Genomic DNA, 13,083 nt, shown 5'->3' with positions numbered 1-13,083 from the left:
AAGTGATTGATTTATGATTTAATTGAGTTTACTAATGCAGTTTCTAAATCCGTTAAATCCTGATATTCGTGACAGATATTAAAACAACCTCCTTTATATAGATTTTTATATCTATAATGTCCGCATCCGCCACTGCAAACCGGAAATAATTTGCAATCTTTACATTTTTCATCGGAAAATGGAGTTGTATCATTGAGATAACGATAAAATAACGGTTTATTTGTTAATTCTTTTTGAGTGATATATCCCACGATTTTATCCTCGTTGCTTACATCATTCCAACATTTGTAGATTTCGCCTTCTGGCCCAATAATGTAGGAGTTAAGACGATTTATCATACACCCTTTAGCTCCGGTCGTTGGATAAATATTGTGATTGCAACCTTTATCTTTTATGCTATTAAGAAATTTCCCTAATTCATCTCCGTTGATACAACGATTTGACATATGCTTTTGGTCTGGTGTAGATTCGCGTATTATGCCGGGATAACAATTTAGGTTTTTTAGATGTAACGATTCGAATTCATGATTTAGAAAAATGAAATCTTGCATATTCTCTTTATTGATGTTCACCCTTATAGATATATTGCAATTGGGTAAGCTTTGTGCTGTTTTTATTATGTTTTCTTTTACGATGTCGTAAGTGCCACTTTTGTCCGATTTTAAGAAACGTGTTGAATTATGTCTCTCTTTTTTGCCGTCAAGTGTAATTTGAATACTACTGGTATTGCTGCTTTTAAAGAATTCGATTATTTCATCATCAATTAGATAACCATTAGTTATGATCGAGTGGTCGACTATTTTTTTTCCATTAATATTGTTAATCTTTTGATAAAGTCTCTTTATTTGCTTAAAAGCCAAGAGAGGTTCACCTCCATACCAAGTAAGACTGATGGTTTTAGCTGCTTTATGCCCTTTAATAAATTTAATTATCTCTGTTTCGATCTCTTCAGAGATTATTTTAGGATTCTTTTTCTCTTCAAAACAATAAGGACATGCAAAATTACATGCAGTACTTGGAACTAATACCAATCCAAGACTTTCTTTATCATATGCTGATGCTAAAAATCTTATTTTTTCATCATTATAATAGTCGTATTTATTGACAGAATCAATTAAAATACCTTTAGACTTTAACTCATTTATGTCATCATTTTCAAGTTTATAGAAATCCTTATTTTGGATTATGTCATATAATTCATCCGGTAGCTCTGCAAAGAAATTGTTTGTGGTGTTATATATAAATTTATGCGGTCCTTTGCAAAATAAATGCGTGTATTGTGATGTATCTAACATTTTTGTTGATTGTTTGAAATGCTTACCTGCAAGTTTTACTTTCGCAGGTAAGCAAAATAATTGAAATGGGATTAATATCCGTATGTTAGGCAAGTTGGATCATACTTAGGGCATAGTGAAGGGCAATTCCATGGTCCGACCCCAAGAGTTTTACAGACAACAGAATTTCCGTTGCATTGGTCAGTTTTACAAGATACTTTATTGCCTGTACATGAATTTGTGTTGCATTTGGCACTGTTTACCATACAGCACAATCCTTTCGGTTGACTTACGCCTCCTTTTATTTCATCCAATGTGATTGGATGAACCGGTATTTCTGAAAATACAGTCATTTTGAACTTTGACATGATTTAATTTTTTAAAGTTAATAAATATAATTTATTCGCGCAAATAAATTTCAGTTTTTTGTCAATGGATTTCACCATAGTAGGTGTTGCCCTCTTCGGTGGAGAGGGTGATGGTAGCCGATTGTGGAGTACCTATATATATGGTATAGGGTAGAGTCGAGTCAAAAGTGTCAGTCACGGTAAAACCGGTTGCAGTGTCGGTTACTGTGATATCACATTCTCCTTCCGGATCGCGAAACTCGATGCTGAGTTCTCCATTTCCATACCAGCAGTCAACAGTTATCATAGCTGGCATACGAGGTCTTTCTCCTTTGTTTTTTTTCATGGGAATTCGTTCCAGTTTATTGGAACTCGTCTGTTGAGCATATGTACTGAAAGACGTTCCAAATACAAATGAGATTAATAATAAGATAATAATTGTAAAATTTTTCATTGTCTGTTTGATTTGAATTAACCGCAAATGTATGTGGATTTTTATAATATCTGAATTTTTCCCACTTTTAAATATTCTTCACCAGCTAACGTAATCTATTGACGAATAGAATATTACGCGTTGAAGAAAAATTAATTTTTCTTCAACGCGTAATGTATTGTGTTTCAGGGGATTGACTTGAGTTGTGAAGAAATTGACGTAATTACTTGTTAATTAGTTGTTTATGATAGTTTTGCAAGGAATTCGTCTGTATCAGTTGAGGTTGAATTCAAAATTCGATCTTTTAGGCGGGCCTTTTTTGTATAGACTGTTTTTAACTTTATTTTTAAGAAAAGACCTATGGCTCGTGGTGATAAGCCAGCAACATTAAGCATGAAAAAAGTTACATCGTCCGAGCTTAACTCAGGGAATTCTTTTCTAAAGCGAAATATAATGTCATCAAGAGTCTCGTTGACTAAACACTCAATTTCATTTAGATTTTTCTTTGAGGATAGATTCTTAATCTCCTTTTCTACTCGGTTAAATATGGCTGTTTTACCAACTGGTGAGTCTCCATTTTCATAATACTCATCAAAAAACTTGTTTATTAAAGTGAATCTCTCTGATAGCAGTTTGTCTACCATGTTACGCAAACGGTTGTCATTAACGCTATCTGTCTCACTGTCTCTCTTGTTGATTTCAGCAGAGAGAAGTGCTACTTCGTTCATTTTTAATTCGAGATTCCTGTTTTTCAGTTTAATTATGGTAATGAAAAGGAGCAATAACGCGACAAATATAATTAAGGAAAGAATGCTCCATGTAATAATGGATTTTTTTATGCGGTTTTCTTTTTGTAATGTAAGCATCAACTGATGGTTATAGAAATCACGTTGGACACCTATAGCTGATTGCTTAAGGATTTTTCTTATTTCGTTGTTTTGGATGCTGAAGATCTTTTCAGTTAGCTCCGATTGTCCGTATATATCTCCCGTTTTACGAGCAAATTCCAGTTTTGCTGTTTCAATGGCGATAATGTCTTGGATTTTAAGTGTGTCACACAATATTACGGCAGAATCGATGTAAGATTTGGCTGTTGATAAGTTTCCAAGTTGAATTTCGATGATTGCCATGTCGCTGTAATTTGCAGCTGTAAATTGTTTGGATGAATATTGGGACATCTTATATATAAATTCCTTAGCATCGTTTAATTGATTTTTGTCAAAATGTGATTGAAACATTATATTAAGGCACTGTGCAGTAAAAGATGAATCTTGAAAAGCAAAAGCTGAATTTTGCATTAAAGAGTCAGTAATGGATAAAGCTTTCTCTGGCTTCTCATTATTAATATAGTCTATCGCGAGATTAGTAAGTGCCCAGTCGTGAAAATAATTGTTTGAAGCCGATGCATATGATGAAACCGCTGTTTTTCTGAAATTTATGCATTCTTCTTTATTATAAGTCTCGCAAAATATGTCGGCTAAGAGGTCGGCGGTTTTGCCTGTCCAGAAGGGGTCGTCGAGTTTGACGGCAATCTCGTAGGCATGGGTTGCGTCTATAGTGGCGCGGTCAAATCGACTGTCGTTATAATATGTCCTTGCCCGGTAGAATAGCGACTTCATCAGCTCGGGGGAGTCGGAGCGGTCGGCATAGTAGGCTGTGGCGATTGAAATCAGGGAATCGGAGGTGACGTCGATATAGTTTTTGTCAAGAGCCTGCGACATGAGCAGGGCGTAGCGGGCGCAGGTCGCGCGGCGTGACAGGGAAGAGCTGTCGATGGCGCGCAGCAGGGTGAGATCCGAGTCGGGGCGGCTTTCCATCAGCGAGTCGGCACGGTCAAGGGTAGAGTCGGCGGCGCTATGGCGCGAGCAACCCGTGGCAGAGGCTATTATAAGGACTATATAGAGCAGAATGATATTTCTCATAAAAAGGCAATCTTGAGGTGCAAAGATAGTGAAAAATCCCTATCTAAGCGAGTCGGGAGAGGGCGGGTAGCGCTTTGACAGCGTCGCGCCGCGCTATGACGATTAATTTTTTCTCTTGTCTTTGCCGATTGAGAAAAAAGTGGTAATTTCGGTGTATTGAATTATGAATAATACAATTGACCTGATGAACTGGGACAGGCTGATATGTGACAAGCGCTTCGGTCTTGAGGACTACCACGAGTCCAAGCCCGGAACGCGCAGCGACTTTCAGCGCGACTTTGACCGTCTTGTGTTTTCATCGCCTTTCAGGCGGCTGCAAAACAAGACCCAGGTGTTTCCGCTCCCGGGAAGCATTTTTGTGCATAACCGATTGACCCACTCGATGGAGGTGGCTTCAGTGGGGCGTTCGCTCGCCAATGAGGTGAGCTCGGCCCTGAAGCTGAAATATGCCTCAGAGTCATGGGTGGATAAGCTTGACGCGCTCGACGAGATAGTGGGGGCGGCATGTCTCGCCCACGACCTTGGTAATCCGCCTTTCGGACATTCGGGCGAGAAAGCGATCTCCACCTTTTTCAGCGAGGGTCCCGGGGCTGTGCTGGAGAGTGAGTTGAGCGAGGCGGAGTGGTGTGACCTCACCCATTTCGAAGGCAACGCCAATTCACTGCGCCTGCTCACCCATCAGTTCAAGGGGCGGCGTCCCGGCGGCTTTGCCATGACCTACTCGATGCTCGCCTCGATAGTGAAGTATCCCTATGAGTCGCGCCTGGCGGGGCAGAAGAGCAAGTTTGGCTTTTTCAGCTCTGAGCGCGAGACATTCAGGCGCATCGCCGACGAGCTCGGACTGTTGCCGCGTTATGGCGAGCGGGGAGAGATGTGTTACGCGCGTCATCCGCTGGTCTATATCGTCGAGGCTTCCGACGACATATGCTATCAGGTAATGGATATAGAGGACGCCCACAAGCTGAGGGTGCTGACAACTGCCGAGGTCATCGACCTTTTCATGGGATTTTTCAGCGAGACGCAGCGTGAGCGCATGCACAGGGCGATGAACCACGTGGAGGACCCCAACGAGAAGATAGCCTATCTGCGCAGTTGCGTCATAGGCGCTCTCGTGAAGCAGTGTGCAAGGGCGTTTGTGACGCATGAGGAGGAGATACTTGCCGGAGAGTTCAAGGGTTGTCTGCTCGACCATGTCGACCCGCTTGAACGCGACGGCTACAGGCGGTGTTCGGCGCTTGCCTGGGACAAGATTTACCGGGCGGGCGATGTCGTGGATGTCGAGCTTGCCGGTAGCCGCATCATATCGTTTCTGATGGAGAAGCTGATTCACGCGGTGAGATTTCCGGAGCTTAACTATTCGTCGCTGCTGTTGAGCAAGGTGCCGGCACAGTATGACACCGCTGCCGACACTCTTTACGGTAAGGTGCAGGCGGTGCTCGACCATATCTCGGGCATGACCGACGTCTATGCGCTCGACCTTTACCGCAAGCTTCACGGGATGAGCCTTCCCGCTGTGTGATATGTTATATTATAAAAGTTAGATTATGAGACGTGTATTGCTATCGCTGATTACAATTATAGTCATGGTTGCCGCGGAGGCTGCGACCTATGGCGTCAAGGATATACCCAACGTGCATGTGGCCGACCGCACGCGCTATGTGAGCAACCCCGACGGCATCCTCAGCGCTGACGCCGAAGCGCGCCTTAACGCGCAGCTTGCCGACCTCTGGCAGCAGACATCGGCTGAGGTGGTAGTGGTGGTGGTCGACGCCATTGAGGGCGGCGACATCGACGACTTTGCCACGGAGCTGTTTACGGAGTGGGGGATAGGCAAGAAGGACAAGGACAACGGTCTGCTCTTTCTTGTGAGCAAGGATGACCGGCGGATGGCTATCCGCACAGGCTACGGAATGGAGGGTGTAGTGCCCGACATTATTGCCGGAAGAATAATACGCAACTTCGCCGCGCCCGAATTCAAGCAGGGCGATTATGACGGGGGCGTGATTGCGGCTGTCGGCGAGATTGACCGTCTTGCCACTACGCCCGGCGCCACCGAGGAACTGATGTCAAAATATGAGAATGACAGGATAAACCGCGAGTCGGATGGCGAGGAGATATTCAAGTATTGGCTTATTATGGGAGGAGTGCTTTCGGGAGTGCTGCTGCTGTTGTTTTTCATCACGCTCTCACGCACCAGGAGGGATGACCGTTACCATCGTTACCATGCGCTCCGTAATTTGATGACTCCGGGGCTGTTTATCGGGTTCATAGGTCTTGGCATTCCTTTTGTGGTTCTGCTCGTGATGTGGTTGACAATTCGCTATATGAGGGTGCGCCGGAGGGTGTGTCCCAACTGTCATCATAAGATGCACCGTCTGCCCGAGGATAAGGATAACGCCTATCTTACGCCGCAGCAGGATGTCGAGGAGCGTCTTAACTCGGTTGATTATGATGTGTGGCTCTGTGACAACTGCGGCGAGACCGACATATTGCCTTTTGTCAACCAGGCGTCGAGCTATCAGGTGTGTCCACGTTGCGGGGCGCGTGCGTCATCGCTCAGAGCCGACCGTATAGTGGCGCGCGCCACGACAAGCAGCGAGGGCAAGGGCGTGAAAATCTACGGTTGCCGAAACTGCGGCTACGAGGACATGCGCTATTACAACATTCCTAAGGTTGCAGTGCCTCCGGTAATCATTATGCCTCCGGGTGGAGGCAGAGGCGGCGGTTTTGGCGGCGGCGGCTTTTCAGGAGGTTCGTTTGGCGGCGGCATGACCGGCGGCGGCGGTGCGTCAGGCGGCTGGTGAAGCCGCTCTGTGTTCACCTGACATTATATAGGCTTAATCCCAGGGGTAGGTGCGGCGCGGATTGCGCGGAAACCACCCCTTTTTTACGCGCTCTTCCTGCTCGAATATCTCCTTGATGGTCCAGAATGAAGAGAATCCTACCACACCCAGAAGTGCCGACCAGAAGATGTCGCTTACTATAATCGACGCTATCACTGCCAGAGCGCCAAGCAGTAGAAACCACCACCAGCAGCGTGTGCCGAAGTAATATTCACATTTTACGACTACGGGATGAAACAGCCCGATTACAAGAAAGGTGCATATGCCGATTGTCAGTCCGAGCATGTGCCATGATTGTAATATCTCGCTCATAGGTAATTGTTGAAATAAGTAGATTGGTGACAGGGATAAAAAGAGGAAAGGTATGGCGCAAAACCATGCACCATACCTTTCTTATCGGTTGACAGTCAAAAAACTGTAATCGTCGTTGATTACTTCTTGCCTGAAAGCTTCTCCTTGAGTGCTGCAAGCTCTTCAAGGTCACCGAGGGTAGTGCGCTCGATAGGAGTGTTGACTACGGGCTGCTCCTCTTTCTTGCTTGCGCGGCGAGCCTTGCGCACTTCGTTCTTCTCAGCCTTAGCCTCGTCTTCGAAGATGCGGCTGTGAGAGAGGAATATGCGCTTGTTGTCCTTGTTGAACTCGATTACCTTGAAGTCGAGCTTCTCGTTAACCTGAGCCTGAGAACCGTCTTCCTTCACGAGGTGCTTGGGAGTGGCGAAGCCTTCAACTCCGTAGGGGAGAGCTACTACACCGCCCTTGTCCTGCATCTCAACGATGGTTCCGGGGTGGATGCTTCCTACAGTGAACACTGATTCAAGCTCGTCCCAGGGGTTGTCTTCAAGCTGCTTGTGACCGAGGCTGAGACGACGGTTGTCCTTGTCGATTTCGAGAACCTGAACGTCGATGTCGGCACCTACATGAGTGAATTCAGAGGGGTGCTTGATCTTCTTGGTCCAAGAAAGGTCGCTGATGTGGATAAGGCCGTCAACGCCTTCTTCGATTTCAACAAATACACCGAAGTTGGTGAAGTTGCGCACCTTTGCAGTGTGCTTGCTTCCGATCGGATATTTGGTCTCGATGTTTTCCCAGGGATCGTTCTTGAGCTGCTTGATGCCGAGTGACATCTTGCGCTCGTCGCGGTCGAGGGTAAGGATTACAGCCTCTACTTCGTCGCCTACCTTCATGAAGTCCTGAGCAGAGCGGAGGTGCTGTGACCATGACATCTCTGACACGTGGATAAGACCTTCAACGCCGGGAGCGATTTCAACAAATGCGCCGTAGTCGGTCATGACAACAACTTTACCCTTAACCTTGTCACCTACCTTGAGGTTGGCGTCGATGGCATCCCAGGGATGGGGCTGGAGCTGCTTCAAGCCGAGAGCGATACGCTTGCGCTCGTCATCGAAGTCGATGATAACGACGTCGAGTTCCTGGTCAAGCTTAACCACTTCTTCGGGGTGGTTGACACGGCCCCAAGAGAGGTCGGTGATGTGGATAAGACCGTCAACACCGCCGAGGTCGATGAATACACCATAAGTGGTGATATTCTTAACCACACCCTTGAGCACCTGACCGCGCTCAAGCTTGGATATGATTTCTTTCTTCTGCTGTTCAAGCTCGGCTTCGATAAGAGCCTTGTGAGAAACAACAACATTCTTGAATTCCTGATTGATCTTAACGACCTTGAACTCCATGGTCTTGCCCACAAAGAGGTCGTAGTCACGGATAGGCTTAACATCAATCTGAGAGCCGGGAAGGAATGCCTCGATGCCAAATACATCGACAATCATACCACCCTTTGTGCGGCACTTGATGTAACCCTTGATGATTTCATCGTTTTCAAGAGCCTGGTTGACGCGCTCCCAAGAGCGTGACATGCGAGCCTTGCGGTGAGAAAGGATCAGCTGACCTTTCTTGTCTTCCTGATTTTCGATGAAAACTTCCACAACGTCACCGACCTTGATGTCGGGATTGTAGCGGAATTCGTTGACGGGGATGATACCGTCGCTTTTGTAGCCGATGTTAACCACCGCTTCGCGCTTGTTGAGGGCGATGATGGTACCTTCGATTACTTCTTTGTCTTTAACGGTGTTGAGCGACTCATCGTAAGTCTTGGTGAGTTCTTCGCGGCTCTTTTCACCTGCGGTTTCGCCTTTTTCATAGGCATCCCAATCGAAGTCTTCGATAGGAGAATTGTTCAATTCTTTGTTCATTTAATGGGTTAATAAATATGTTAATTAATTACAGGGCGGACACTAACCGCTCTTAGCGTGCAAAGTTAAGACATAATTTTAACTCTCACAATTATTTGCGCGTTTTTTTACGGATGTTTTTCCGCAAAGCCATTTTGCAAAGTCGTTTACCTTGTAAGGCGGGAGGCTACGAGGTCGTAGGTGAGGGTGGGGATGCCGAGTGATCGCGCGAGGTCAATCATGTCGTAGAGCTGTCCCTGTAGTTCGCTCTCGTGTCCTGCCTTGAGGTCTTTCTGCAGCGAGGCAGTGCTGTGGGGGTCAAGGCTGTCCATGACGGCGAGGTGATGGTTTACGAGGTCACATCCGAAGTCGATTCCAAGTTTCTCGCCGATGGTTTTGCTCTCTTGTGTAAGACCGATGAATGTGTCGCGTTCCTTTCCGGGGAGCTGTATGGGGCCCATAGGGATGTCATAATATGCGCCTGTGAGTGCCATTGCAGATATGTAGGACCACTTGATGAAGGTGTCGCGGTTGATGTCGTCGCTCAATGTGACTTTTATACCCGCGTTTGTCAGGTCGTCATTTATCTGACGGAGAGTGTCGGCATCTACATTTTTGCCTTTAGGCACACCGTAGACAAGATGGAAAATATCACCCATTTGAGTGATTTCGCCAATGCCCGACTTGAATCCTACGATATATATGCACCCGTCAAGCACATTGACTCCGGGCGCCTGTGCAGCTATCCGGGCGCCTGTGCCGTAGACATTAAGCACCGGGATGACCACGGAGTTGCCGTGGGCACACTTCATTATGACAGGGCCAGTCTCGTCAATTGAATATCCCTTTACGGTCACAAATATTACGTCGGCCTTATGGGGATAACTGTCGGCGCTGTAAGCCGGGATGGGAAGAGTGTGGTCGCCTTTCTTGTCGGAGTGAAATATGAGTCCGCGCTCATTTATCGCGTCAAGAGCCGCTCCGCGAGCTATGCAGTCGACGTCGCATCCTGATAAATGAAGGAAGGCGGCAATGCTGCCGCCTACTCCTCCTGTTCCTACGATGAGATATTTCATCAGTCGATATATTTAGCGATTTTGTTCGCGATTTCAGTCATTTCTTCAGGCGCGACAGTCAGCTTTGGCTTTGAGAAGTTCATGTCGCTTTCCTTTGTAATCGGGATGAGATGAATGTGGGTATGGGGCACTTCAAGTCCTATGACAGTCACTCCTATGCGCTCACAGGGCATCGCCTTTTTCAAGGCAAGCGCCACTTTCTTTGCAAAAAGCTGAAGAGCAGTGTATTCTTCGTCGGTTAGGTCGAAGATATAGCTTACTTCTTTTTTCGGTATGACCAGGGTGTGACCCGGTGCTACAGGGTTGATGTCAAGAAATGCGAAATGCTTGTCATCCTCGGCGATTTTATAGCATGGAATCTCGCCGGCGACTATTTTGCTGAATATTGTTGACATGACAGATGTGATGAGGTAACGGTTGTCAGAATGATATTTCCATAATCTCAAACTTGGCAAGACCCGCGGGAATCTTCACTTCCACGATGTCGCCGAGCTTGTGTCCGAGCAGCGCCTGTGCAACCGGGGTGCTTGACGCGAGCTTTTTCTCTTTCAGGTTTGCCTCGCTGTCGGCCACGATAGTGTATTCCACTACCATATTGTTGGCAAGATTCTTGATTTTTACTTTGTTCAGAATCTGTACAATCTCGGTGTTGAGCTGACTTTCATCAAGTATGCGTGCGTTTGCCACGAGGTCCTTCAGCTGCGAGATTTTCATTTCCAACAGGCCCTGCGCTTCTTTTGCGGCATCATATTCAGCATTTTCCGACAAGTCACCCTTGTCGCGTGCCTCAGCTATGGCACGTGATATTTCCGGACGCTTAACTGTTTCAAGATAAGCGATTTCATCCATTTTCTTCTTATACCCTTCGCGGGTCATGTAAGTAATCGCCATGATTATTGTTCTGTTTTTTTGTTTTTGTAAATGAGTAAAAAATAAAGAATCTCGACCATTGGGCGAGACCCCTTAATAAAATTCCTTGTAATGTTTATGCTGCAAAGATAGTGAATATTTTTATCATGAGGCTTAATCAAGACATGTTTTTAAACATCTTTAAAAAATTTCAGAAAAGGTCTTAACAGATGGTGAATGCCTCTGCCTCCAATTACTGTGTACCGGTAGGCAAACCGGTACATTATCCTGCGGCTCACGGCGTTCTGGCGCCGAAGCACCTCTTTGAGCAGCCTGTCGCCGGAGGGTGAGCCTTCGCGGCTATACAGCGCGGCAAGCACTACGCGGCGCATTTCTATTGCGACATTGCCATAGCCGGCTCGGGTAAGCGTGTTGTCACATAAATCAAGCGAGTGTTCCCATTTCTCCGGCGTCGCCGAGAATGATGTCCCGGTGATTGACTCTTCAAGACGGCGCACGATAACGGTTATATCGTTGCCGATTTTCTTACATTTCGGTCGTTTGACGAGCAGCCGGAAACCGAGTTCAAAATCGTTCCAACCCAATGCTGACGGCTCCCATCCTCCCGCATTGCGGATAAATGAGGTCCTGACGGCGTAGCGCTGCGTAGACAGGATTGCGTTGAAAGAGTGACGAAACATCGTGTCGCTGTCGGAAAATGTCAGAATCCTGTCTTTTCCGTCGAGTCCGGTCGACAATACGTCGCGACCTACGATGTCAAGCTGAGGGTCGGCACGGAACGCGTCGGCAAATGCTTTTACATGACCGGAAAACATGTAGTCGTCAGAATCAAAAAACATCACGTAGGGGGTGGTGACGGCTTCGAGACCCTTGTTTCGTGCGGCGGCAGCACCGGGAGTGGTTTCGGTCATCACGGTTATGTCCAGTCCGTTGCCTTCGTTGGACTTTGCCCATCGGTTTACGACATCTAAGGTGCCGTCGGTGGAATTATTGTCAACGATTATAAGCGATAGCGGACGTTCCTGCTGTAAACTTATGGAGCGCAATGTGTCGGTGACTATCCTCGCACGGTTGTGTACGGGCAGCACTATGGTGATGTCGGGCTTCTTGTCATTCATGCCGGTAGGGCTTTATCTTGTTCAACAGTCTTAAAGCTAATCTCCACGTCACTCTGTTGCTTGACAGCAGGCGCAGCAATCGTGTCTTCATGTTTTGGGGCGCACCGGTTTTGCCATACCATGCCAGCACCTCTTCTCTCATGTCGCGGTTATATAACCGGAATGCCTGGGTAAGGGTGAAATGCAGCCGGTTGGAGTATTGAGTCGCGAGCTTGTCGGGTGAAATCCCGTTTTTAATCATGATGTAGTGCAGCAGTTTTATCGACGCTATGTAGAAACGATAATTTTTCTCCAGGTTTTCAAGCGACATTATTGACGGCTTTCCGACGCTGTAGGAAAGAGTGACCTCAGGCAGGTAGGCGACTTTTCCGTCTCTGGCAAGCGAGGTGACAATCTGGAAATCCTCACAGGGAAACTGCTTGTCGCGAAACAGACGGGTGTCAGCGTTATAACACTTCATCAAGGCGTCGCGGCGGAACATAGCCGTACAAAGGTGTATGAGCGGTCCGTGGGTGTCGCTAAGTATAGGTAAAAAGAGTTCTCCTTTCTCCGATACCGGTTTCAGATAGCTGTAGTGGTGTATTTCCGAACCTGAGGGGTGCACGGTGCCTGTCGGCTCGTCATAATATTGCCATCCGGTGTGTACTATGGTTATTTCCGGGTCGCCGTCAAGCAGGTCAGCCTCCTTCTGCAACTTAAACCGGTCAACCCAGAAGTCATCGCCGCCACAGTCGGCGATGTATTCCCCTTTTGCCTCAAGTATGCAGTCGTAGTAGTTGTCGACAAGCCCCTTGTTGGGCTTGTTGGCGAAGAGGCGAATTATGTCGGGATAACGCTCTGCATAGCTCCTGCACACGTCAAGGGTGCCGTCGGTCGAGCAGTCTTCTCCTACGATTATCTCAAACGGGAAGTCACACTGCTGCGCGAGTATCGAGTCGAGAGTACGCCCGATAAGCTTCTCCTGATTATATGTAAGCACTATTATCGAAACCTTCGGTGTCATAAATA

The 13,083-nt window shown here is 46.8% G+C and carries 12 protein-coding genes; 2 read left to right on the top strand and 10 right to left on the bottom strand.

Translation table 11 applies throughout. From position 1 onward, the window contains the following. Nucleotides 1-11: 11 nt before the first annotated feature. From E4T81_RS02690 to E4T81_RS02680, 3 genes are all read right to left on the bottom strand, one after another. On the bottom strand, nucleotides 12-1,295 hold the full coding sequence (locus E4T81_RS02690; RefSeq protein ID WP_135041145.1) for a radical SAM/SPASM domain-containing protein: 1,284 nt from the start codon (nucleotides 1,293-1,295) through the stop codon (nucleotides 12-14). A 408-nt stretch (nucleotides 1,296-1,703) separates the two neighbouring features. Further along, nucleotides 1,704-1,967, bottom strand: a complete 264-nt coding sequence (locus E4T81_RS02685) for a hypothetical protein (RefSeq protein ID WP_135041144.1) — start codon at nucleotides 1,965-1,967, stop codon at nucleotides 1,704-1,706. Between the two features lie 329 nt (nucleotides 1,968-2,296). Next, nucleotides 2,297-3,976, bottom strand: coding sequence for a hypothetical protein (locus tag E4T81_RS02680; RefSeq protein ID WP_209308142.1), 1,680 nt, complete (start codon nucleotides 3,974-3,976; stop codon nucleotides 2,297-2,299). 184 nt (nucleotides 3,977-4,160) lie between these two features. Between E4T81_RS02680 and dgt the strand changes: the two genes are divergently transcribed. Together dgt and E4T81_RS15745 are read left to right on the top strand one after the other, a co-directional pair. After that, nucleotides 4,161-5,495, top strand: coding sequence for a dGTP triphosphohydrolase (dgt, locus tag E4T81_RS02675; RefSeq protein ID WP_135041326.1), 1,335 nt, complete (start codon nucleotides 4,161-4,163; stop codon nucleotides 5,493-5,495). Nucleotides 5,496-5,520: 25 nt separating this feature from the next. Beyond that, nucleotides 5,521-6,780: a TPM domain-containing protein gene (locus E4T81_RS15745; RefSeq protein ID WP_209308141.1), complete on the top strand. Its 1,260-nt coding sequence runs from the start codon at nucleotides 5,521-5,523 to the stop codon at nucleotides 6,778-6,780. A 33-nt stretch (nucleotides 6,781-6,813) separates the two neighbouring features. Here E4T81_RS15745 and E4T81_RS02665 read toward each other — a convergent pair whose 3' ends face one another. From E4T81_RS02665 to E4T81_RS02635, 7 genes are all read right to left on the bottom strand, one after another. Further along, on the bottom strand, nucleotides 6,814-7,131 hold the full coding sequence (locus tag E4T81_RS02665) for a DUF4491 family protein (protein WP_245206991.1): 318 nt from the start codon (nucleotides 7,129-7,131) through the stop codon (nucleotides 6,814-6,816). A gap of 119 nt (nucleotides 7,132-7,250) precedes the next feature. Next, nucleotides 7,251-9,032 carry a 30S ribosomal protein S1 gene (gene rpsA / locus E4T81_RS02660; protein WP_135041142.1) on the bottom strand — a complete coding sequence of 594 codons (1,782 nt, stop codon included), beginning with the start codon at nucleotides 9,030-9,032 and terminating at the stop codon, nucleotides 7,251-7,253. 146 nt (nucleotides 9,033-9,178) lie between these two features. Continuing rightward, nucleotides 9,179-10,087, bottom strand: coding sequence for a ketopantoate reductase family protein (locus tag E4T81_RS02655; RefSeq protein WP_135041141.1), 909 nt, complete (start codon nucleotides 10,085-10,087; stop codon nucleotides 9,179-9,181). Further along, nucleotides 10,087-10,482: an HIT family protein gene (locus E4T81_RS02650; protein ID WP_135041140.1), complete on the bottom strand. Its 396-nt coding sequence runs from the start codon at nucleotides 10,480-10,482 to the stop codon at nucleotides 10,087-10,089. Before E4T81_RS02650 ends, E4T81_RS02655 begins: the two co-directional genes overlap by 1 nt. A gap of 25 nt (nucleotides 10,483-10,507) precedes the next feature. Beyond that, nucleotides 10,508-10,978: a transcription elongation factor GreA gene (gene greA, locus E4T81_RS02645; protein ID WP_135041139.1), complete on the bottom strand. Its 471-nt coding sequence runs from the start codon at nucleotides 10,976-10,978 to the stop codon at nucleotides 10,508-10,510. 149 nt (nucleotides 10,979-11,127) lie between these two features. Then, on the bottom strand, nucleotides 11,128-12,075 hold the full coding sequence (locus tag E4T81_RS02640; protein WP_135041138.1) for a glycosyltransferase family A protein: 948 nt from the start codon (nucleotides 12,073-12,075) through the stop codon (nucleotides 11,128-11,130). Then, on the bottom strand, nucleotides 12,068-13,078 hold the full coding sequence (locus tag E4T81_RS02635; protein ID WP_135041137.1) for a glycosyltransferase: 1,011 nt from the start codon (nucleotides 13,076-13,078) through the stop codon (nucleotides 12,068-12,070). Before E4T81_RS02635 ends, E4T81_RS02640 begins: the two co-directional genes overlap by 8 nt. Between the last annotated feature and the right edge of the window lie 5 nt (nucleotides 13,079-13,083).

This window comes from Barnesiella sp. WM24 (genome assembly GCF_004570975.1).
Classification (GTDB): Bacteria; Bacteroidota; Bacteroidia; order Bacteroidales; family Muribaculaceae; genus Muribaculum.
Note: the sequence above shows the minus strand (reverse complement) of the source record. Positions and strands in the feature narration are given on the sequence as shown.

Coding starts and splice junctions, on each gene's coding strand:
- E4T81_RS02655 (WP_135041141.1), bottom strand. CDS start 10,087: ATGAAATATCTCATCGTAGGAACAGGAGGAGTAGGCGGCAGCATTGCC.
- E4T81_RS02665 (WP_245206991.1), bottom strand. CDS start 7,131: ATGAGCGAGATATTACAATCATGGCACATGCTCGGACTGACAATCGGC.
- greA (WP_135041139.1), bottom strand. CDS start 10,978: ATGGCGATTACTTACATGACCCGCGAAGGGTATAAGAAGAAAATGGAT.
- E4T81_RS02640 (WP_135041138.1), bottom strand. CDS start 12,075: ATGAATGACAAGAAGCCCGACATCACCATAGTGCTGCCCGTACACAAC.
- rpsA (WP_135041142.1), bottom strand. CDS start 9,032: ATGAACAAAGAATTGAACAATTCTCCTATCGAAGACTTCGATTGGGAT.
- E4T81_RS02650 (WP_135041140.1), bottom strand. CDS start 10,482: ATGTCAACAATATTCAGCAAAATAGTCGCCGGCGAGATTCCATGCTAT.
- E4T81_RS02685 (WP_135041144.1), bottom strand. CDS start 1,967: ATGAAAAAAAACAAAGGAGAAAGACCTCGTATGCCAGCTATGATAACT.
- dgt (WP_135041326.1), top strand. CDS start 4,161: ATGAACTGGGACAGGCTGATATGTGACAAGCGCTTCGGTCTTGAGGAC.
- E4T81_RS02690 (WP_135041145.1), bottom strand. CDS start 1,295: ATGTTAGATACATCACAATACACGCATTTATTTTGCAAAGGACCGCAT.
- E4T81_RS02635 (WP_135041137.1), bottom strand. CDS start 13,078: ATGACACCGAAGGTTTCGATAATAGTGCTTACATATAATCAGGAGAAG.
- E4T81_RS15745 (WP_209308141.1), top strand. CDS start 5,521: ATGAGACGTGTATTGCTATCGCTGATTACAATTATAGTCATGGTTGCC.
- E4T81_RS02680 (WP_209308142.1), bottom strand. CDS start 3,976: ATGAGAAATATCATTCTGCTCTATATAGTCCTTATAATAGCCTCTGCC.